We start from the raw sequence: 18,835 nt of genomic DNA on the forward strand, positions 1-18,835 counted from the left end.
TCAGGCCGCAGCCTTAGCCGATTCCTTCAGCAACTGAGCAACACGCTCAGAAGGCTGTGCACCAACGCTCAGCCAGTAGGCTACGCGCTCTTGGTTCACGGACAGACGAACTTCCTGACCACGGGCAACAGGGTTGAAGAAACCAACCTGTTCTTTGTGGGAACCGTCACGCGGGTTGCGGGAGTCGGTTACGGTCAGGTGGTAAAACGGGCGCTTTTTGGAGCCGCCAAGGGCAAGACGGATTGTTAGCATGTGAACATCGTTCCTGTAGTCGGTGCTGCAAATCTAAATGCACAGCGGGCATGGGTGCCCGAAAGGCCGCATATTCTAAGGAATATCCGGACTTTTGCAAATGACTTTTTCCGGCGCCTATGGCATGCCGTGCTGATTTGCGGTAGAGCCGTCAATGAAAACGGCCAGTCAGCTCCCGCCGTATGCGGGTTTGCTGTGGATCCCGCATCCATGCGGGACTGCGCCGGTGCGACGACCGGCGAGTTCTTTTACAGTTTTGGCATGCCGCCGCCGGGCAGCATTCCGCCCATGCCGCGCATCATTTTCGCCATTCCGCCCTTGGCGGAGAATTTCTTCATCATCTTCTGCATCTGCTTGTGCTGCTTGATCAAGCGACCGATGTCCTGCACCTGCGTGCCGGAGCCCATGGCGATCCGGCGCTTGCGCGAACCGCTGATCAGCTCGGGATCGCGGCGCTCGGCCGGGGTCATGGAATTGATGATGGCTTCCATCTGCTTGAACTGCTTCTCTGCCGCACTCTGGGCGTTGCCCATCTGCGACAGGTTGACGCCACCGATGCTCGGCAGCTTGTCCATGAGGCCGCCGAGGCCGCCCATGTTCTTCATCTGTTGCAGCTGATCGCGGAAGTCTTCGAGGTCGAAGCCCTTGCCCTTCTTCAGCTTCTTGGCCAGTTTGTCGGCCTTGTCCTTGTCGAGGGTCGCTTCAGCCTGTTCGATCAGGCTGAGCACGTCGCCCATGCCGAGGATCCGCGAAGCGATACGCTCAGGGTGGAACGGGTCGAGGGCTTCGGTCTTCTCGCCCATACCGATGAACTTGATCGGCTTGCCGGTGATGGCACGCACGGACAGTGCGGCACCGCCACGGGCGTCACCGTCGACCTTGGTCAGGATCACGCCGGTCAGCGGCAGTGCATCGCCGAAGGCCTTGGCCGTGTTGGCGGCGTCCTGACCGGTCATGGCGTCAACCACGAACAGGGTTTCGACCGGATTGATCGCGGCGTGCAGCGCCTTGATCTCGCCCATCATCTCTTCGTCGATGTGCAGACGACCGGCGGTATCGACGATGACCACGTCGATGAATTTCAGTTTTGCTTCTTTAATAGCCGCGTTGGCGATGTCGACCGGTTTCTGGCTCAGGTCGGACGGAAAGAACGTCACGCCGATGTCGTTGGCCAGGGTTTCCAGCTGTTTGATAGCAGCAGGACGATAGATGTCCGCCGACACGACCATGACCGACTTCTTCTTGCGCTCTTTAAGGAAGCGCGCCAGTTTGCCGGCGGTAGTGGTTTTACCGGCACCCTGCAGACCGGCCATCAGGATGACGGCAGGCGGCACGGCACTCAGGTTCAAGTCTTCGTTGGCCGCGCCCATCAGGCTTTCGAGTTCGGCCTGGACGATCTTCACGAACGCCTGGCCCGGCGTCAGGCTGCGCGACACCTCGGTGCCGACAGCGCGTTCCTTGACCGAATTGACGAAGTCCTTGACCACCGGCAGGGCAACGTCGGCTTCGAGCAACGCCATGCGCACTTCACGCAGGGTGTCTTTGATGTTGTCTTCGGTCAGTTTCGCCTTGCCGGTGACATGGCGCAGCGTCTGCGAGAGACGGTCGGTTAAGTTTTCAAACATTGCGCGATCCTTTCAGGCCCTGTGTAGACCGGGATAATGGCGGCCCGGACCGGAATCAACATGTACTCGGCGAGCCTGCGGCGTGGGCAGGTCGCGGATTATAGCGAAGACTGCGTCTGGCGGACACCTCGCTGTCAGCTTGCCGGTCTTTCGTGCGATGACCGTTCTATGCCAAACTCAGCGCCTTTCGGGCTTGCCTAACAGGATTTATGCTCCCCTTGTCACCGAGTTTGCTGACCACCCTCGCCGCCGCCCTTCTCTATGCCGCTGCGACCCTTTATCAGGGCACCCGCCTGGCCACCGGCGCCAAGGCCAACAAGCGCCTGCTGGTCACGCTTGGCGTGCTCGCCGTGCTGGCCCACAGTGCCAGCCTGCTGACTCACCTGCTGACGCCGATCGGTCTGGGCCTGGACTTCTTCAGTGCGTCGAGCCTGATTGCCGCAGCGGTCATCGCCCTGACCCTGCTGGCCTGCTCGCGGATCCCGGTGGAAAACCTGCTGGTCCTGCTGTTCCCGCTGGGGGCGATCACCGTGTTACTGGCGCAGTTTGCGCCGACCGGCACCGTGCAGATCATCGACGAAGAGCCGGGCATCCTCGCGCACATCCTGCTGTCGATCCTTGCCTACGGCATGTTCACCATCGCCGTGTTCCAGGCGTTGTTGCTGCTGGTGCAGGATCACCAACTCAAGAACAAGCACCCGTCCGGGCTGATCAAGAACTTCCCGCCGCTGCAAACCATGGAAAGCCTGCTGTTCGGCTTCCTCTGGGCCGGCTGGACGCTGCTGTCGCTGTCGCTGATTTCCGGCTGGCTGTTCGTCGAGAACCTGTTTGCCCAGCACCTGGTGCACAAGACCCTGCTCGCCTGCCTGGCCTGGATCGTGTTCAGCGTGCTGTTGTGGGGCCGCAACCGCCTGGGCTGGCGCGGCCACAAAGCGATCCGCTGGACCCTCGCCGGTTTCTGCCTGCTGATGTTGGCGTATTTCGGCAGCAAACTGGTCCGTGAATACATCCTGCACATCTGACGGGCGGCATAAATGGACGGTTTGCCCATAGGGCCGATGCTCGCGGTATTTGTCCTGCTGATTCTCTGGTCGGGGTTGTTTACCGCCATCGAAGTGGCGCAACAGCATCTGCTGGCACAACGCACCGCGTCGCGTGCCAGTGACAAGCCACTGGCAAAACTCAGCTTTCCGCTCGACAGCCTGATCCTGTGCAACACCCTGTGCCGCGCGCTCGCCGTGGTGCTTGCCACGCTGCTGGCGATTTTCCTCTGTGAAGAAAACGGTCCCTGGGCAGCCACCCTGGGTGCCGGCGCCGTATTGCTGGTGTTTGCCGACTATTTCCCGCGTACCCTCGCCCAACGTTATCCGGACGCCGTGCTGTCATTCGGCAACACGTTGCTGGCAGTACCGCTGAAAGTGATCTATCCGCTCGCATGGCTGCTGAGCAGCATCAGTGGTTTGCTGTTGCGTCCGCTGGTGCGCAAGCCTCAGGTCGTGCAGCAGAGCGAAGACGACGTCCCGCCGGAACGCCATGACGACCCGGAACATCCGTCACGCACGCACCCGGTTTCCGGTATCCACGCGCTGGACAACATCACGGTCAACGACATCCTGGTGCCGCGCAGTGACGTCGACGGCATCAATCTTGACGATCCGATCGAAGAGATCATCGAACAGTTGCGCCACAACAAACGCACGCGCCTGCCGGTCTTCCACAGTGACATCAACCAGGTCGAGGCGGTCCTCAATACCCGGCAGGTCCGTCATTTGCTCGACGATCACAGCCTGACCCGCGAAGCCTTGCTGGCCGCCAGTTACGAGCCGTACTTCGTCCCGGAAAGCACACCGCTGCAATTACAACTGCTGAACTTCCACAAGCAGCAGCGTCGCCTGGGCATGGTGGTGGACGAATACGGCGAAGTGCTGGGGATCGTCACCCTGGAAGACATTCTCGAAGAAATCGTCGGAGAATTCGAAAGCGAGCACAGCCTCGACAACCCGCACATCCATCCGCAGGCCGACGGGCGCATGGTAATCGATGGCGCCGCCTCGATCCGCGAGCTGAACAAATGCCTGGGCTGGCATCTGCCCAGCGACGGCCCGCGAACCCTGAATGGCCTGGTGACCGAAGCGCTGGAAACCATTCCGGAAAGCGCGGTGTGCCTGAAGATCGGCCGCTATCGCCTGGAGATCCTCGAAACCGAGGAAAACCGCGTGAGCAAAGTGCTCATCTGGCACACCACCTCGGCACCGGCACTCACTCCCGTCCGCTAGCTCGCCCCTTGTTCAATCGTTAGCCACCTTCCTATAATCGCGGTGCTTACCCAAGCCCCGCCGAACCCCGTGCTTACCCCGCACCCGACAGGTTCCGGCCGGTTCATCGCCGCTTTCCGCATCACACCGACGACTGTTCCTACCTGAAACAGCGCTCGCGCCCTATCCCACATCCCCGGGTAGTCGACCATAATAATTCGCTCCAACGGAGCTCATGACTGTCAGGGATCACCGCATGACGACCAGTACCGCTTACAGCGACACCGCGCCGACCCAACCGACCAATTCCGCCACCCGAGTGGCCACCGCGAGCTTCATCGGCACGGCCATCGAGTTCTACGACTTCTACGTCTATGCCACCGCCGCCGCACTGGTAATCGGGCCGGTATTCTTTCCGCAGACGTCCGGCACAGCGCAGATGCTCTCTGCATTCCTCACCTTCGGTATCGCCTTTCTCGCCCGCCCGCTGGGTTCGGCGCTGTTCGGGCATTTCGGCGACCGGATCGGGCGCAAGTCCACACTGGTGGCCTCCCTACTGCTGATGGGTGTCTGCACCACGCTGATCGGCGTGCTGCCGGGTTACGACAGCATCGGGGCGTGGGCGCCGATCCTGTTGTGTGTGCTGCGCTTCGGTCAGGGTCTCGGACTGGGCGGTGAATGGGGCGGCGCGGCATTGTTGGCCACCGAAAACGCGCCGAAAGGCAAACGCGCCTGGTTCGGCATGTTCCCTCAGCTTGGCCCTTCGATCGGTTTTCTGGCAGCCAACGGCCTGTTCCTGACCCTGGCCATGACGCTCAATGACGAACAGTTTCGCAGTTGGGGCTGGCGGATACCGTTCCTGCTCAGTGCGGTACTGGTGATGGTCGGGCTGTACGTGCGCCTCAAACTCCACGAAACGCCAGTGTTCGCCAACGCCATCGCCCGCCAGGAGCGAGTGAAAGTGCCGCTGGTCGAGCTGTTCAGCCAATACTGGGCACCGACGCTGCTGGGTGCTGCCGCCATGGTCGTCTGCTATGCGCTGTTCTACATCTCGACGGTGTTTTCCCTGAGCTACGGCGTGTCGACGCTGGGCTACAGCCGCGAGACATTCCTCGGTCTGCTGTGCTTCGCCGTGTTGTTCATGGCAGCCGCGACACCGTTGTCGGCCTGGGCCAGTGATCGTTATGGACGTAAGCCGGTGCTGATCGTCGGCGGTGTGCTGGCGATTCTTTCCGGATTTCTGATGGAGCCGTTGCTGACTCAGGGCTCGACCTGGGGCGTGGCGCTGTTCCTGTGCATCGAGCTGTTCCTGATGGGCGTGACGTTCGCCCCGATGGGCGCGCTGCTGCCGGAACTGTTTCCGACACACGTGCGGTATACCGGTGCATCTGCAGCCTACAACCTCGGCGGCATCGTTGGAGCCTCGGCGGCGCCGTTCTTTGCGCAGAAACTGGTGGCGATGGGTGGTTTGAGTTATGTCGGCGGGTATGTGTCGGGGGCGGCGGTGCTGAGCTTGATCGCCGTGCTGTGCCTGAAGGAAACGCGCCATAACGACCTGAATCAGGTGTCGTAGGCGCAAAGATCGCTCCCGCACGGGCGGGAGCGATCAGACAGCGGGATTACAGCTCTACAACGACCGCCTGGGAAGCACGGGTCGCCTTGGCACGAGCGGCCTCGATCGACTCATCACGCGCCAGTGCCACGCCCATGCGGCGCTGGCCGTTGACTTCAGGCTTGCCAAACAGACGCAGCGCGGTATCCGGCTCGCTCAGCGCAGCGCCAAGATTGGCGAATGCGGTCTGGGTCGACTGACCTTCCACCAGAATCACCGCCGAAGCCGATGGGCCGAACTGACGGATCAGCGGCACCGGCAAACCAAGGATTGCCCGGGCGTGCAGGGCGAACTGTGACAGATCCTGGGAAATCAGGGTCACCAGACCAGTGTCGTGCGGGCGCGGCGACACTTCGCTGAACCACACCTGATCGCCCTTGATGAACAGCTCGACGCCGAACAGGCCACGGCCACCCAACGCCTCGGTCACGGCTTTGGCAACGCGCTCGGACTCAGCCAGAGCAATCGGGCTCATGGCTTGTGGCTGCCAGGATTCCTGGTAGTCGCCCTTCTCCTGACGGTGACCGACCGGTGCACAGAACGTGGTACCACCGATATGACGCACGGTCAGCAGGGTGATTTCGTAGTCGAAATCGATGAAGCCTTCAATGATCACGCGACCTTTACCGGCACGACCGCCTTCTTGTGCGTAGTCCCAGGCTTTCTGCACGTCATCGGCGCTGCGCAGCAGGCTCTGGCCTTTGCCCGACGAGCTCATTACTGGCTTGACGACACACGGGAAACCCAGGTCTTCAACGGCTTTGCTGTAGTCCTCGAAGGTGTCGGCGAAGTGGTACGGCGAAGTCGGCAGATCCAGCTCTTCGGCGGCCAGACGACGGATGCCTTCGCGGTTCATGGTCAGTTGCGCGGCGCGCGCGGTCGGGATCACGGTGAAGCCTTCGGCTTCCAGTTCGACCAGAGTGGCAGTGGCGATGGCTTCGATTTCCGGCACGATGAAGTGCGGCTTCTCGGCTTCGATCACCGCACGCAGGGCGGCGCCGTCGAGCATGTTGATCACGTGGCTGCGATGGGCGACCTGCATGGCCGGCGCATTGGCGTAACGGTCAACGGCGATCACTTCAACGCCCAGGCGTTGCAGCTCGATCACCACTTCCTTGCCCAACTCACCACAGCCACACAGCAATACGCGGGTCGCGGTCGGCGACAATGGAGTTCCGATACGGGTCATCTCAGGTCCTCAAAGAAGCGGATCATCGAGGAAAGCAACGCCAGACGCGCTTTCCATGGGGAGAAAGCGCGGCATTTTACATGAACCTGAGGGTTTGGCTTCAGCCGGCGACAGCCTGTTTGCGTTCGCGCCAGGCCATGATCAGCCAGACCGCCGTCACACCGGCGAACTTCGAGGCCAGGGCGGTGATGATCACCGGCGGTGTCAGCAGGTCGATCATGCCAAAGAAGATGAAGGTGTCGAGGGGAATGCTCAGCGCCGAACTGATCCACAGACGATCACGCAACGGACGCTTGGTGATGCTGAACACCAGCCAGTCGATGCACTCGGACACCGCGAACGCCGTGGCACTGGCCAGCGCAATCGATGGATCGGAGGTGACATAGGACAGCACCAGCGCCGCCAGCATCGCCACAATCGCGCCGTGGCCAAAACGGATCTGAACCATGTCGCGCAGCACGAACACCAGCCCGCCCCAGGCCGACCAGATGATGTCCAGGTGCGGCGCGGTGGAGAAAGCGAAGTTGATCAGCACGACGCTACTGATGTAGGCGATGAGGAAAATCATGGGGAGCGACCTGTCAATTTGGCGCACAGGTTACTGGACCCGAAGATCAAGAGCCACCCCCTCACCCCGGCCCTCTCCCCCAAGGGGGCGAGGGGGAAAGGGAGCAGATCGGGGGCTTTTCAAATCTTGAGTTCGACTCGGTATTTCAGGCCGATGTAGATCGGAAGAACAGCTCGGTCAGTCCCCTCTCTCTTCGGGAGAGGGCATTTTAAAGGTTGATTACGACTTCGAAGAAGGCAACATCCAAATCAAACCACTCGCCTTAGCCCGCTCATGGCACAACCCCAGTACCACCCGCCGCTCGTCGTTGGTCATCCGGCTCCAGCGGGTGATTTCCTCGACCGTGCGCTGACAACCGGTGCAAATGTCATCCTCGTCCAGCGCACAAATGCTCACACACGGCGAGGCGACGGGTCTTTCCGGGGTTGTCATTCTTCCTGCTCGACCAGATCGCGCGCATAGCGCTGGGAGTTATGCACATAGTGCGCGGCGCTGGCTTCGAGCATCTTTTTCTGCGGCTCGGTCAGTTCGCGCACCACCTTGCCCGGCGAGCCCATCACCAGCGAACCATCGGGAATTTCCTTGCCTTCACCGATCAGCGAATTGGCGCCGATGATGCAGTTCTTGCCGATCTTCGCGCCGTTGAGGATGACGGCGTTGATGCCGATCAGGCTGTAGTCGCCGACCGTGCAGCCGTGGAGCATGGCGTTGTGGCCGATGGTCACGCCGGTGCCGATGGTCAGCGGAAAGCCCATGTCGGTGTGCATCACCGTGCCATCCTGCACGTTGCTGTTCTTGCCGATCAGGATCAGTTCGTTATCGCCGCGCAGCACGGCGTTGAACCAGACGTTGGCGCCCTCTTCCAGCTTGACCTTGCCCACCAGCACGGCGTTGGGGGCGACCCAGCTCTGCGGATGGGTTTCGACGCGGGCGTCGCCCAGGCGATATTTCATCTTGTTTTCCTCAGGGCTCACGATGGCTGGCCATTCGAACGATGGCTTCAGGTATTGATAAAGCTTTTCGGCGGTCGATGCAGGCTGATTCTGGCGTCATAGAGCAGGTTGATCAACTCGACGATCATGATCGCCGTCAGCCCCCAGATCTTGTATTCGCCGTAACGATAGCTCGGTACGTACCAACTGCGACCCTGATAGTCGATGCGGTGGGTGTGTTCGCGCGGATCCTTGCGGAAGAATTCCAGGGGCACACTGAACACCGCAGCGATCTCGGCATCATTGGCCTGATATTCGACAAAATCGGGAATCACCCCGACATACGGCGTGACCTTGATGCCATGCAGGGAAATCAGCGGGCTGAGCGGGCCGATCACTTCGACCAGGCCGGGCGGCAGGCCGATTTCCTCTTCGGCTTCACGCAGGGCGGTGAAGATCAGGTCCGGGTCTTCCGGGTCACGCCGTCCGCCAGGGAAGGCGACTTCGCCACCATGGGTCGAGAGCCCGCTGGCACGCAGGGTGAGGACAAGCTCGGGTTCGTCACTGCGAGTAATCGGCACCAGGACGGCGGCCTCGGGGAAACGCGTGTCGGTCTCCAGCGTGCGCGGCGTGTGATTGCTTACCCGGTGCAGTAGCTCGTCCAGCATAAGTGTTCTCGATCTGTGCCTTGCCCTGCATCATGCACCAATCAATGCGGCCGCCCAAGCCCCGAACAGGGGTCATGTCGCGAAACGACAACTTGCCGACTGACACCGCTGCACGCCAAGATAGGCGCAGCATTCAGGAACCCCAGCATGAAATTTTGCAGCCAGTGCGGCAACCCGGTGACCCAGCGCATTCCCGAAGGCGACTCGCGGCTGCGATTTGTCTGCGACAGCTGTCAGACCATTCACTACCAGAACCCCAATATCGTGGCCGGCTGTGTGGCGACCTGGGGCAGTAAAGTCCTGCTCTGCCGCCGCGCCATCGAACCACGCCTCGGTTACTGGACGCTGCCCGCCGGGTTCATGGAGAACGGCGAGACCATCGAGCAGGCCGCCATCCGCGAAACCGCCGAAGAAGCCTGCGCCCGGGTACGCAACCTGAGCATCTACACCCTGATCGACGTGCCACACATCAGCCAGGTACATGTGTTCTTTCGCGCCGAACTCGCAGATCTGGATTTTTCCGCCGGCCCCGAAAGCCTCGAAGTGCAACTGTTCGACGAAGCGCAGATTCCATGGGACGAGCTGGCTTTCCGCACAGTGGGCCGTACCTTAGAATGCTTCTTCGCTGACCGCCGCGCCGAGACTTACCCCGTGCGCTCGGAATCGATTCCGCCGCTCGCTCAGCCGGCCATCACTTGATTTCAGCGCCAGCCGGCCGATAACCCGCGTGCGCAGCCCGCGACAGCGCCTGCATAAGATCTATAAATAAATTATCTGCATCACCTTCTGGGGAATCGTTTCAATGCGCTGGTTGCTTGCCCTGTTTTGCCTGTCGTTCGTCACCGTCTCCCAAGCGTCGTTCGTGACCACCGTGACGCCTTCGAACACCCCGCTCATCGAAAAAATACTGGTACTCAAATCGGCTCATCAACTGCAGTTGATCGCCGACGGCAAACCGCTCAAGAGCTATCGCATTTCCCTGGGCAAGGGCGCGAAGAAAGGTCCGAAACTGATTGAAGGCGACAAGCGCACACCCGAAGGTTTCTATTGGATCGACTGGCGCAAGACCAGCGACAAATTCAACCTGTCGATGCACATCTCCTACCCGAACATCAGCGACTCCGCCCGCGCCCGCCGCGAAGGCGTCGAGCCTGGCGGCATGATCATGATCCACGGCACGCCGGACTCCGCAGAGAACCCGGAAAACCTGTTCCACACCCTCGACTGGACCGACGGCTGCATCGCCATGCGCAACGTCGACATGCGCGAAGTCTGGAACCTGGTGCCGGACGGCACGATGATCGAAATCCGCCCCTGATTCTGTCACCAGGGCACCTGCTCTCTCCGGGCCGCGAAGCGGCCCTTTCCCCTGACCATTGGTCGCCCGCAAAAAAATAAATGCAAAAGATCGCAGCCTGCGGCAACGCCGGAACGGTGATACCACTTTCACCCACTGGAACTGCCGCAGACTGCGATCTTTTGCGTTCCAGCACCCACCTCTAATACCACTTGAAACCACCCGTTCTCAAACACCCGATCCAAAAGGCCTACAGGCCTTTCCGCTGCGTTGACATGGTATTCAAGTGGTATTAGTTTTCGCCGAAACAGCGAGCGACAACAATCCAATATCAGCTCCGGAAGTGCCTGCATGAACGATCTCCACGCCCTGCGCCCTGACGACTCCCAGCCGACGCCGCTGTACCTGCAACTGGCGCGCAACCTGGAAGCGGCGATTCATGCCGGCCAGTGGAAAGCCGAACAGGCGATGCCGTCGGAGCGCAATCTCAGCGAAATGCTGGGGATTTCCCGAGTCACCGCGCGCAAAGCGCTGGAAGTCCTGCTCGATCAAGGTTTGATCCGCCGCCTGCAAGGCTCCGGCACCTTCATCACTCCGCGCCTTGAACAACCGCTGTCACGTCTGTCGGGCTTCAGCGAAATGCTCCGTCTCAAGGGTTTCGTGCCCAGCTCGCAATGGCTCGAGCGGGAAATCACCCTGCCCACCCACGAAGAATTGATCCGCCTCGGCCTGTCGCCGAACGACAAGGTCGCGCGCATGAAACGCCTGCGCAAGGCCGACGACACGGTGATGGCCATCGAGATGAGCACCCTGCCCGCCTCGATCATGCCCAAGCCGCAAGTGGTGGGCGATTCCCTCTACGAACACCTCGACAGCATCGGCAAGCCGATCGTGCGCGCCTTACAGCACATCCAGGCGATCAACGCCTCGGACGAGTTCGCCGCGCTGGTCGGCATCGCCCCCGGCACCGCGATGCTGCTGATGACCCGGGTCGGCTACCTGGAAGACAACACGCCGATCGAAGTCACCGACACCTATTGCCGCAACGACTACTACGACTTTGTTGCAGAGCTGCGCCGCTGACCGGCAGCCAGGCCAAACGAGAGAAGCGAATGTCCGAAGACAACATCCTCACCGCTGACGGCTGGATTCGCGGCCGGCTGATCCACGAACACGGCAGAGTCGTGTCCATCGAAGGCGTGCCCTGCGATCCGGCGGACAACGACCTGCCTTACCTGCTACCGGGTTTCATCGACCTGCACGTTCACGGCGGTGGCGGCAAAGACATCATGGAAGGCACCAGCGCCTTCGAGACCATCACCCGGACCCACGTGCGTTTCGGCACCACCTCGCTGTTGGCCACCACCATGACCGCGCCGAGTGCCGAGATTGCCAGCGTGCTCAAGGATGTCGGCGAATTCTGTGAGCAGCGTCCGAAAGACGCCGCCCGGGTCCTCGGCGTTCACCTCGAAGGTCCGTACATCAATCCCGGCAAACTCGGTGCGCAGCCGAACTTCGCCCACACCGCATTGATGGCCGAAGTCGAAGAGTATCTGGCACTGGCGCCGATCCGGGTGATCACCATCGCCCCGGAAATCGCCGGTCACGACGGTTTGATTCGTGAACTGAGCCGCCGTGGCATCCGCATGCAGATCGGCCACACCCTCGGCAGTTACGAGGAAGGCGTCGCTGCTCTCGAAGCCGGCGCCACCAGTTTCACTCACCTGTACAACGCCATGAGCCCGCTGCATCACCGCGAACCGGGCATCGTCGGTGCCGCCCTCGCCCACGCCAAATTCGCCGAGCTGATTCCGGACTTGCTGCACGTACACCCCGGCGCGATCCGCGTGGCCCTGCGTTCGATCCCGTGCCTGTACTGCGTCACCGATTCGACCGCCGCCGCCGGCATGCCCGACGGCGAGTACAAGCTCGGCAGCCACACCGTCACCAAATGCCTGGGCGGCGTGCGCCTGCCGGACGGCACGCTGGCCGGTAGCACCCTGACCATGGATCAGGCTTTGCGCAATCTGGTGAAGATCGGTCTGCCGATCGCCGAGGCCTCGCAACGTCTTTCGCAATTCCCCGCCGACTACCTCGGCATCACCGAACGCGGGCGCCTTGCACCTGGCGCCTGGGCCGACTGCGTGCGGCTGGATCGCTCACTCACACTGACCGCCGTCATGGTCGAAGGAGAAGACATTGACTTCAAAAATGCTTGAGGAGGCGCTGTCCTCGTTCGAGGCCGTGCAAGCCCAACTGCAACAGCTCGATGCTTCGATGATCGAGATCGCCGGGCGCCTGCGCCGTCAGCCGCCGCAAGTGGCGATGACTGTCGCCCGTGGCAGTTCCGATCATGCGGCGAGCTACTTCGCCTACCTGACCATGCAGCAACTGGGGATTCCGGTGGCGTCGCTGCCGATGTCGGTGGTGACCATGCAACAGGCGCCGTTGAAGGTCAGCGGTCAGGTCGCGTTCGCGTTTTCCCAATCGGGGCAGAGCCCGGATCTGGTCAACAGCCTGCGTCTGCTGCGCAAGCGCGGCGCCTTGAGTGTGTCGATGGTCAACGCCTCCGACTCGCCGCTGGAGGCCGCATGCGAGTTCAGCCTGCCGCTGCTGGCCGGCACCGAAAGCAGCGTCGCCGCGACCAAGAGTTTCATCGCCACCCTCAGCGCCAGTGCCCGCCTGATCGCGCACTGGAAAGAAGACAGCGAATTGCTGGAGGCGCATAACGCCTTGCCTGCCGGCTTGCGCGAAGCCGCGCAACAGGACTGGAGCCTGGCCATCGACGCCCTGCGCGATTGCGAACGTCTGATGGTGATCGGCCGTGGCGCCGGTTTTGCCATCGCCCAGGAAGCCGCGCTGAAATTCAAGGAAACCTCGGCCATCCAGGCCGAAGCCTTCAGCAGCGCCGAAGTGCGTCACGGCCCGATGGCCCTGATCGACGCCAACTACCCTTTGCTGGTGTTTGCCCCACGCGGCGCCGAGCAGGCCGGTCTGCTGAGCCTGGCGGCGGAAATGCGTCAGCGTGGTGCCCGTGTACTGCTGGCGGCGCCGGATGATGTGCTCGAACGCGACCTGACCCTGAGCCGTGCCGAACACCCGGCACTCGACCCGATCCTGGCGATCCAGAGTTTCTATGTGATGGCCGCCAACCTGGCCGTGGCCCGTGGCATGGACCCGGATCAGCCGCGCCACCTGAGCAAAGTCACCCGTACGCACTGAGTCCGAACCGAACGTTTTCCTGATGAGACCGAGCCATGCACAACAACAATAAAGAGCTGACTTTAAGCGCCCCGCTCAGCGGCCCGGTGCTCACGCTCGCCAAAGTTCCGGACGCGGTGTTCGCCAGCGGCGCGATGGGCGACGGCATTGCCATCGATCCGCTGAACGACACCCTGTACTCGCCTTGCGCCGGCGTGGTGATCCATGTCGCCCGCACCGGCCACGCCCTGACCGTGCGTGCCGACAACGGCGCGGAAATCCTCCTGCACCTGGGGCTCGACACCGTCGAGTTGCAGGGCGAAGGTTTCTCGATGCTGGTCAAGGAAGGCACCCGGGTCAGCAGTGGCCAGCCATTGCTGCGCTATGACCTGGACAAGGTCGGCCGTCAGTGCAAAAGCCTGGTCAGCCTGTTGATCCTGACCAACAGCCAGGACTTTCAGGCGCGGCCCATCACTCTGAAAACGGTGAAGGTCGGCGAACCGCTGCTGCACATCGTCGCCCGTCACGGCACGGCGGCGAACGCGGAAGAATCCGGTGGCCCTGAAGTTCACGGTCATGTGCGGGTCGCTCATCGTGGCGGTCTGCATGCTCGTCCGGCGGCGTTGATTCGCCAGACGGCACAAGGTTTCAAGAGTCAGTCGCAGCTGCATTTCGCCGGCAAGTCGGCACCGTGCAACAGCCTCATCGGTTTGATGGGCCTGGCGATTGGCGAGCAGGACGAAGTGCAAGTCAGTTGCCAGGGTTCCGATGCGCAAGCGGCGCTGCAAGCCTTGCTCAACGCAATGGCCACCGCCCTGCCCGACGATCACCACGCTGCCGCGCCGGTTGTTTCTGCACCACGCAATCGCCCGGCCGAGGCCGGCGTGTTGCACGGTGTGTGCGCTGCACCGGGTCTGGTCGGCGGGCCGTTGTTTCGCCTGAACGCGATCAGCCTGCCGGCGGACGCCGGCAATCATCAGCCCGAGCAACAATTGCAGATCCTCGACACGGCGCTGAATCAGGTTCGCAGCGAAATCAACGGCACCCTCGCCCAGGCGAAAAAACAGCGTAATGCCGACGAAGAAGCAATCTTCGCCGCGCACTTGGCGCTGCTGGAAGACCCGGCCCTGCTCGACGCCGCACAGCAATCGATTGAAACCGGCACTGCGGCGACTCACGCCTGGAGCCAGTCCATCGACACGCAATGCGAAGTGCTGCAAAACACCGGCAGCCCGTTGCTCGCCGAGCGTGCCAACGATCTGCGCGATTTGAAACAACGGGTTCTGCGCGCCCTGCTCGGCGAAGCCTGGCATTACGAAGTGCCGGCCGGCGCCATCGTCGCCGCCCACGAATTGACCCCCTCGGACCTGCTGCAACTGAGCGCGCAAGGTGTCGCCGGGCTGTGCATGGCCGAGGGTGGTGCAACGTCACACGTGGCGATTCTGGCCCGTGGCAAAGGCCTGCCGTGCATGGTCGCACTGGGCTCGGCGCTGCTCGATCAAACGCAAGGCCAATCGGTGGTGCTCGACGCCGACGGCGGACGCCTCGAACTGACACCGAACACCGAGCGTCTGGCCGAAGTCCAACAAGCGCAAATCGACCGTCAGCAACGTCGCGATGCACAGCAAGCCAAAGCCCATCTGCCGGCCCAAACCCGCAATGGCGTGGCCATCGAAGTGGTCGCCAACGTCGCCTCCAGCCATGAAGCGGCGGATGCGTTTGCCAATGGCGCCGATGGCGTCGGCCTGCTGCGCACCGAGTTCCTGTTCGTTGATCGCCACACCGCTCCGGACGTCGAAGAGCAACGCGCCGCCTATCAAGCGGTGATCGATGCCATGGGCGACAAATCGGTGATCATCCGCACCATTGACGTCGGTGGCGACAAACAGCTCGACTATCTGCCGCTGCCAGTGGAGGCCAACCCGGTGCTCGGTCTGCGCGGTATTCGCCTGGCCCAGGCCCGTCCGGAAATCCTCGATCAGCAACTGCGTGCCCTGCTGCAAATGAGTCCATTACAGCGCTGCCGGATCCTGCTGCCGATGGTCACCGAGGTCGACGAACTGCTGCACATCCGCCAGCGGGTCGATGCGTTGTGTCTGGAACTGGGCATCAATCAACGTCCGGAAATCGGCGTGATGATCGAAGTCCCGGCCGCCGCGCTACAAGCCGAACAATTGGCCGAACACGCGGACTTCCTGTCCATCGGCACCAACGACCTGTCGCAATACACCCTGGCCATGGACCGCGACCACGCCGGCCTCGCCGCACGGGTCGATGCCTTGCATCCGGCGCTGCTGCGCCTGATCGCCATGACCTGCGAAGGCGCGGCGGTGCATAAACGTTGGGTCGGCGTCTGTGGCGCCCTGGCTTCGGATCCGCTGGCGACGCCGGTGTTGATCGGCCTGGGCGTGACCGAACTCTCGGTGAGCCCGGTACAAATTGGTGAAATCAAGGATCGCGTGCGCCAGTTGCACGAAGCCGAATGCCAACGCCTCGCCCGGGACTTGCTCAAGCTGAGCAGCGCCGCCGCGGTGCGTCATGCCTGTCATCAACATTGGCCTCTGCGCTAACAAAAACAACAAGGACAAACGCCATGTACCAACTCTTCATCGAAGGCTTGCAACGCCTCGGCCGGGCGCTGATGCTGCCGATCGCGATCCTGCCGATTGCCGGCCTGCTGCTGCGCCTGGGCGATACCGACCTCTTGAACATCGCGATCATCCACGACGCCGGTCAGGTGATCTTCGCCAACCTGGCGATGATCTTCGCAATCGGCATCGCGGTCGGTTTCGCCAAGGATAACAACGGCACCGCCGGCCTGGCCGGGGTGATCGGTTACCTGGTGATGATCTCCACGCTGAAGGTACTCGACGCCAGCATCAACATGGGCATGCTCGCCGGGATCGTCAGCGGCCTGATGGCCGGCGCGCTGTACAACCGCTTCAAGGACATCAAACTGCCGGAATACCTCGCGTTCTTCGGCGGCCGGCGTTTCGTGCCGATCGTCACTGGTTTTGCCGCAGTGGGCCTGGGCGTGGTGTTCGGCTACATCTGGCCGCCGATCCAGCACGGCATCAACAGCTTCGGCAGCCTGATGATGGAAAGCGGCAGCTTCGGCGCCTTCGTCTTCGGCGTATTCAACCGCCTGCTGATCGTCACCGGCCTGCACCACATCCTCAACAACATGGCGTGGTTCGTGTTCGGCAACTTCACGGACCCGACCACCGGCGCCCTCGTCACCGGCGACCTGTCGCGTTACTTCGCCGGCGATCCGAAAGGCGGCCAGTTCATGACCGGCATGTTCCCGATGATGATCTTCGGCCTCCCCGCCGCCTGCCTGGCAATGTACCGCAACGCCCTGCCGGAACGGCGCAAGGTGATGGGCGGGATCTTCCTGTCGATGGCCCTGACCTCGTTCCTGACCGGCGTCACCGAGCCAATCGAATTCGCCTTCATGTTCCTCGCACCGCTGCTGTATCTGGTGCATGCGCTGCTGACCGGCCTGTCGATGGCGATCACCAACGCGCTGAACATTCATCTGGGCTTCACCTTCTCCGGCGGTTTCATCGACATGGTGCTCGGCTGGGGCAAGTCCACCAATGGCTGGCTGGTGATTCCGGTGGGCCTGGCCTATGCGGTCATCTACTACGCGGTGTTCGATTTCTGTATCCGCCGCTTCAACCTGAAGACTCCGGGGCGTGAAGACGTTGCCACCGCCGACAAAGCGGTTCTTGCCGAAAACGAGCGTGCCGGCGCATACATCAAGGCACTCGGTGGCGCAGAGAATCTGGTGACTGTTGGCGCATGCACCACGCGTCTGCGACTGGAAATGGTCGATCGCAACAAAGCCTCCGATGCCGATTTGAAAGCGCTGGGCGCCATGGCCGTTGTGCGTCCGGGCAAGGGTGGGAGTTTGCAGGTGGTTGTCGGGCCAATGGCCGACAGCATTGCCGACGAAATCCGCTTGGCGATGCCCGCATTGGGCCAGGCCGTAGTGGCTGCTCCTGTTGCGGTCATCGAAACCAGCGAACCGATTGCAGTCGCCACACCGCTGGCACAGCAATGGCTGAGCGCCCTGGGCGGCAGCGACAACGTGCTGCAACTGGACTGTATCGCCATGAGCCGGATTCGCCTGCAACTGGCCGATGGCAAGGCGCTGTCGGAAAGCCGATTGAAAGAGCTTGGATGTCTGGGTGTGAGCGCGCTGGAAGATGGCGTGTGGCACTTGCTGGTGGGCGAGCGGGCGCAGAGCTTGAGTGCGGCGTTGGAGGGGTTGGTTAATCGGAGTGAGGTGAGTGCGAAGGTTTAGGGCTACCACTGAATCGATGGGTGAGAGGTGATTTGACGCATCTTTGTACGGACTCAGAATCCCCCTCACCCTAACCCTCTCCCAAAGGGAGAGGGGACTGACCGAGTTGTTTTGGGGAGGTACGCCGACGTGAAATACCGAGGTGAACTCGGGTTTTAAAACGTATGCAACTCCTCTCCAGCTTTGATCTTTTAGCTTTGGCTTTGGCTTTGGCTTCCACCACTCAACACAATGAGCGTTAGCTCGAGTAAGGCTCTTGATCTTTTGGCCCCATCGGCAGGCTGAGTGGAGGGATTTATCCGGGGGTGGGAGCGCAGCGACCGTGCGGCGCAGCCGCATGCATCGAGAGGAGGTGCAGCGAAGCAAACCGTAGGCGATGCCCCCGGATGAATCCCGGAACGAAGGAACGCCGAGCCACAGCGAGGCGCCGAACGCAGGGGCAAGCCTTTTTGGTTACTTTTGAGGCGTTTGTCAAAAGTGACCCGCCGTAAGGGCGGAACCATAATCCGCAACACCCGAAGAAACGGATATTCACCCAATCCCAAACCCCAAAAACCAAAAAACCCGCTGAAATCACTCTCAGCGGGTTTTCATTTCAGCAGCCAAGGAAGATCAAAAATCCTCCAACCGCCAAACCTCATAAGCCGGCGTCTCGTAAGGATGGCTGGCCTTCAAAGCCCCCACCACCCCACGAATCAACTCATCACCAACGACAAGCTCAACCTTCCACTCCTCGACCCGCTCAACCCGCCCCGCCTCACCAATGAACGGCTGACTGCCGTCCAGAGGTCGAAACTGGCCCAGACCAAGCACCTGCCACGCACAGTGGTCATAGTCACCGATCCGCCCGCCACCGGCAGCGAATACAGCGTCCTTGACCACCTCGACATGACTGTCGGGAACAAAAAAAGCGAGCTTGTACACAGC

At 61.6% G+C, this 18,835-nt stretch carries 18 protein-coding genes; 10 read left to right on the plus strand and 8 right to left on the minus strand.

The features are described from left to right. A complete protein-coding gene (rpsP, locus tag OQ248_RS05310) occupies positions 1–252 on the minus strand; it encodes a 30S ribosomal protein S16 (RefSeq protein ID WP_003198088.1) in 252 nt (83 codons plus the stop codon). 248 nt (positions 253–500) lie between these two features. Continuing rightward, positions 501–1,877, minus strand: a complete 1,377-nt coding sequence (ffh, locus tag OQ248_RS05315; RefSeq protein ID WP_085711647.1) for a signal recognition particle protein — start codon at positions 1,875–1,877, stop codon at positions 501–503. 209 nt (positions 1,878–2,086) lie between these two features. On the opposite strand from ffh, the gene ccsA reads away from it, so the two are divergent. The 3 genes from ccsA (at position 2,087) to OQ248_RS05330 (ending at position 5,705) form a co-directional block, all read left to right on the plus strand. Further along, entirely contained in the window at positions 2,087–2,899 is an 813-nt protein-coding gene (gene ccsA / locus OQ248_RS05320) for a cytochrome c biogenesis protein CcsA (RefSeq protein WP_085711648.1), read from the plus strand. 12 nt (positions 2,900–2,911) lie between these two features. Beyond that, the gene (locus OQ248_RS05325) at positions 2,912–4,153 is read left to right on the plus strand and encodes a transporter associated domain-containing protein (protein ID WP_265812230.1); all 1,242 of its coding nucleotides are present in this window, start codon (positions 2,912–2,914) and stop codon (positions 4,151–4,153) included. Between the two features lie 235 nt (positions 4,154–4,388). Next, complete coding sequence (locus tag OQ248_RS05330) at positions 4,389–5,705, plus strand: MFS transporter (protein WP_265812231.1); 1,317 nt, start codon at positions 4,389–4,391, stop codon at positions 5,703–5,705. A 46-nt stretch (positions 5,706–5,751) separates the two neighbouring features. Here OQ248_RS05330 and purT read toward each other — a convergent pair whose 3' ends face one another. From purT to OQ248_RS05355, 5 genes are all read right to left on the minus strand, one after another. Continuing rightward, positions 5,752–6,933, minus strand: coding sequence for a formate-dependent phosphoribosylglycinamide formyltransferase (gene purT, locus OQ248_RS05335; protein WP_114881514.1), 1,182 nt, complete (start codon positions 6,931–6,933; stop codon positions 5,752–5,754). Positions 6,934–7,033: 100 nt separating this feature from the next. Next, a complete protein-coding gene (locus tag OQ248_RS05340; RefSeq protein ID WP_114881513.1) occupies positions 7,034–7,501 on the minus strand; it encodes a preQ0 transporter in 468 nt (155 codons plus the stop codon). A gap of 219 nt (positions 7,502–7,720) precedes the next feature. Further along, entirely contained in the window at positions 7,721–7,933 is a 213-nt protein-coding gene (locus OQ248_RS05345) for a DUF1289 domain-containing protein (protein ID WP_248744458.1), read from the minus strand. Beyond that, positions 7,930–8,454 (minus strand): gamma carbonic anhydrase family protein, encoded by a 525-nt coding sequence (locus OQ248_RS05350; protein WP_034154816.1) that lies wholly within the window; start codon positions 8,452–8,454, stop codon positions 7,930–7,932. Before OQ248_RS05350 ends, OQ248_RS05345 begins: the two co-directional genes overlap by 4 nt. A 47-nt stretch (positions 8,455–8,501) precedes the next feature. Then, positions 8,502–9,101: a CoA pyrophosphatase gene (locus OQ248_RS05355; RefSeq protein WP_119429034.1), complete on the minus strand. Its 600-nt coding sequence runs from the start codon at positions 9,099–9,101 to the stop codon at positions 8,502–8,504. 147 nt (positions 9,102–9,248) lie between these two features. On the opposite strand from OQ248_RS05355, the gene OQ248_RS05360 reads away from it, so the two are divergent. From OQ248_RS05360 to nagE, 7 genes are all read left to right on the plus strand, one after another. Continuing rightward, the gene (locus OQ248_RS05360) at positions 9,249–9,800 is read left to right on the plus strand and encodes an NUDIX hydrolase (protein WP_096819233.1); all 552 of its coding nucleotides are present in this window, start codon (positions 9,249–9,251) and stop codon (positions 9,798–9,800) included. A 103-nt stretch (positions 9,801–9,903) separates the two neighbouring features. After that, positions 9,904–10,419 carry a L,D-transpeptidase family protein gene (locus OQ248_RS05365; RefSeq protein WP_085711656.1) on the plus strand — a complete coding sequence of 172 codons (516 nt, stop codon included), beginning with the start codon at positions 9,904–9,906 and terminating at the stop codon, positions 10,417–10,419. Positions 10,420–10,749: 330 nt separating this feature from the next. Further along, positions 10,750–11,481, plus strand: a complete 732-nt coding sequence (locus OQ248_RS05370; RefSeq protein ID WP_007954613.1) for a GntR family transcriptional regulator — start codon at positions 10,750–10,752, stop codon at positions 11,479–11,481. A gap of 29 nt (positions 11,482–11,510) precedes the next feature. Then, positions 11,511–12,617, plus strand: coding sequence for an N-acetylglucosamine-6-phosphate deacetylase (nagA, locus tag OQ248_RS05375; protein ID WP_265812232.1), 1,107 nt, complete (start codon positions 11,511–11,513; stop codon positions 12,615–12,617). Further along, positions 12,598–13,620: an SIS domain-containing protein gene (locus OQ248_RS05380; protein WP_265812233.1), complete on the plus strand. Its 1,023-nt coding sequence runs from the start codon at positions 12,598–12,600 to the stop codon at positions 13,618–13,620. Before nagA ends, OQ248_RS05380 begins: the two co-directional genes overlap by 20 nt. Positions 13,621–13,655: 35 nt before the next feature. After that, positions 13,656–16,169, plus strand: coding sequence for a phosphoenolpyruvate--protein phosphotransferase (gene ptsP / locus OQ248_RS05385; RefSeq protein WP_265812234.1), 2,514 nt, complete (start codon positions 13,656–13,658; stop codon positions 16,167–16,169). A 23-nt stretch (positions 16,170–16,192) separates the two neighbouring features. Then, the gene (nagE, locus tag OQ248_RS05390; RefSeq protein WP_265812235.1) at positions 16,193–17,908 is read left to right on the plus strand and encodes an N-acetylglucosamine-specific PTS transporter subunit IIBC; all 1,716 of its coding nucleotides are present in this window, start codon (positions 16,193–16,195) and stop codon (positions 17,906–17,908) included. Between the two features lie 612 nt (positions 17,909–18,520). On the opposite strand, the gene OQ248_RS05395 is transcribed toward nagE, so the two are convergent. Further along, positions 18,521–18,832 carry a YqfO family protein gene (locus tag OQ248_RS05395; RefSeq protein WP_265812236.1) on the minus strand — a complete coding sequence of 104 codons (312 nt, stop codon included), beginning with the start codon at positions 18,830–18,832 and terminating at the stop codon, positions 18,521–18,523. Positions 18,833–18,835: the final 3 nt, after the last annotated feature.

This window comes from Pseudomonas sp. COW5, assembly GCF_026240005.1.
GTDB classification, from domain to species: Bacteria; Pseudomonadota; Gammaproteobacteria; order Pseudomonadales; family Pseudomonadaceae; genus Aquipseudomonas; species Aquipseudomonas kribbensis.

Excerpts from the sequence above, each read along its gene's own strand:
- rpsP (WP_003198088.1), bottom strand. The coding sequence starts at position 252 with ATGCTAACAATCCGTCTTGCCCTTGGCGGCTCCAAAAAGCGCCCGTTT.
- ffh (WP_085711647.1), bottom strand. The coding sequence starts at position 1,877 with ATGTTTGAAAACTTAACCGACCGTCTCTCGCAGACGCTGCGCCATGTC.
- ccsA (WP_085711648.1), top strand. The coding sequence starts at position 2,087 with ATGCTCCCCTTGTCACCGAGTTTGCTGACCACCCTCGCCGCCGCCCTT.
- OQ248_RS05325 (WP_265812230.1), top strand. The coding sequence starts at position 2,912 with ATGGACGGTTTGCCCATAGGGCCGATGCTCGCGGTATTTGTCCTGCTG.
- OQ248_RS05330 (WP_265812231.1), top strand. The coding sequence starts at position 4,389 with ATGACGACCAGTACCGCTTACAGCGACACCGCGCCGACCCAACCGACC.
- purT (WP_114881514.1), bottom strand. The coding sequence starts at position 6,933 with ATGACCCGTATCGGAACTCCATTGTCGCCGACCGCGACCCGCGTATTG.
- OQ248_RS05340 (WP_114881513.1), bottom strand. The coding sequence starts at position 7,501 with ATGATTTTCCTCATCGCCTACATCAGTAGCGTCGTGCTGATCAACTTC.
- OQ248_RS05345 (WP_248744458.1), bottom strand. The coding sequence starts at position 7,933 with ATGACAACCCCGGAAAGACCCGTCGCCTCGCCGTGTGTGAGCATTTGT.
- OQ248_RS05350 (WP_034154816.1), bottom strand. The coding sequence starts at position 8,454 with ATGAAATATCGCCTGGGCGACGCCCGCGTCGAAACCCATCCGCAGAGC.
- OQ248_RS05355 (WP_119429034.1), bottom strand. The coding sequence starts at position 9,101 with ATGCTGGACGAGCTACTGCACCGGGTAAGCAATCACACGCCGCGCACG.
- OQ248_RS05360 (WP_096819233.1), top strand. The coding sequence starts at position 9,249 with ATGAAATTTTGCAGCCAGTGCGGCAACCCGGTGACCCAGCGCATTCCC.
- OQ248_RS05365 (WP_085711656.1), top strand. The coding sequence starts at position 9,904 with ATGCGCTGGTTGCTTGCCCTGTTTTGCCTGTCGTTCGTCACCGTCTCC.
- OQ248_RS05370 (WP_007954613.1), top strand. The coding sequence starts at position 10,750 with ATGAACGATCTCCACGCCCTGCGCCCTGACGACTCCCAGCCGACGCCG.
- nagA (WP_265812232.1), top strand. The coding sequence starts at position 11,511 with ATGTCCGAAGACAACATCCTCACCGCTGACGGCTGGATTCGCGGCCGG.
- ptsP (WP_265812234.1), top strand. The coding sequence starts at position 13,656 with ATGCACAACAACAATAAAGAGCTGACTTTAAGCGCCCCGCTCAGCGGC.
- nagE (WP_265812235.1), top strand. The coding sequence starts at position 16,193 with ATGTACCAACTCTTCATCGAAGGCTTGCAACGCCTCGGCCGGGCGCTG.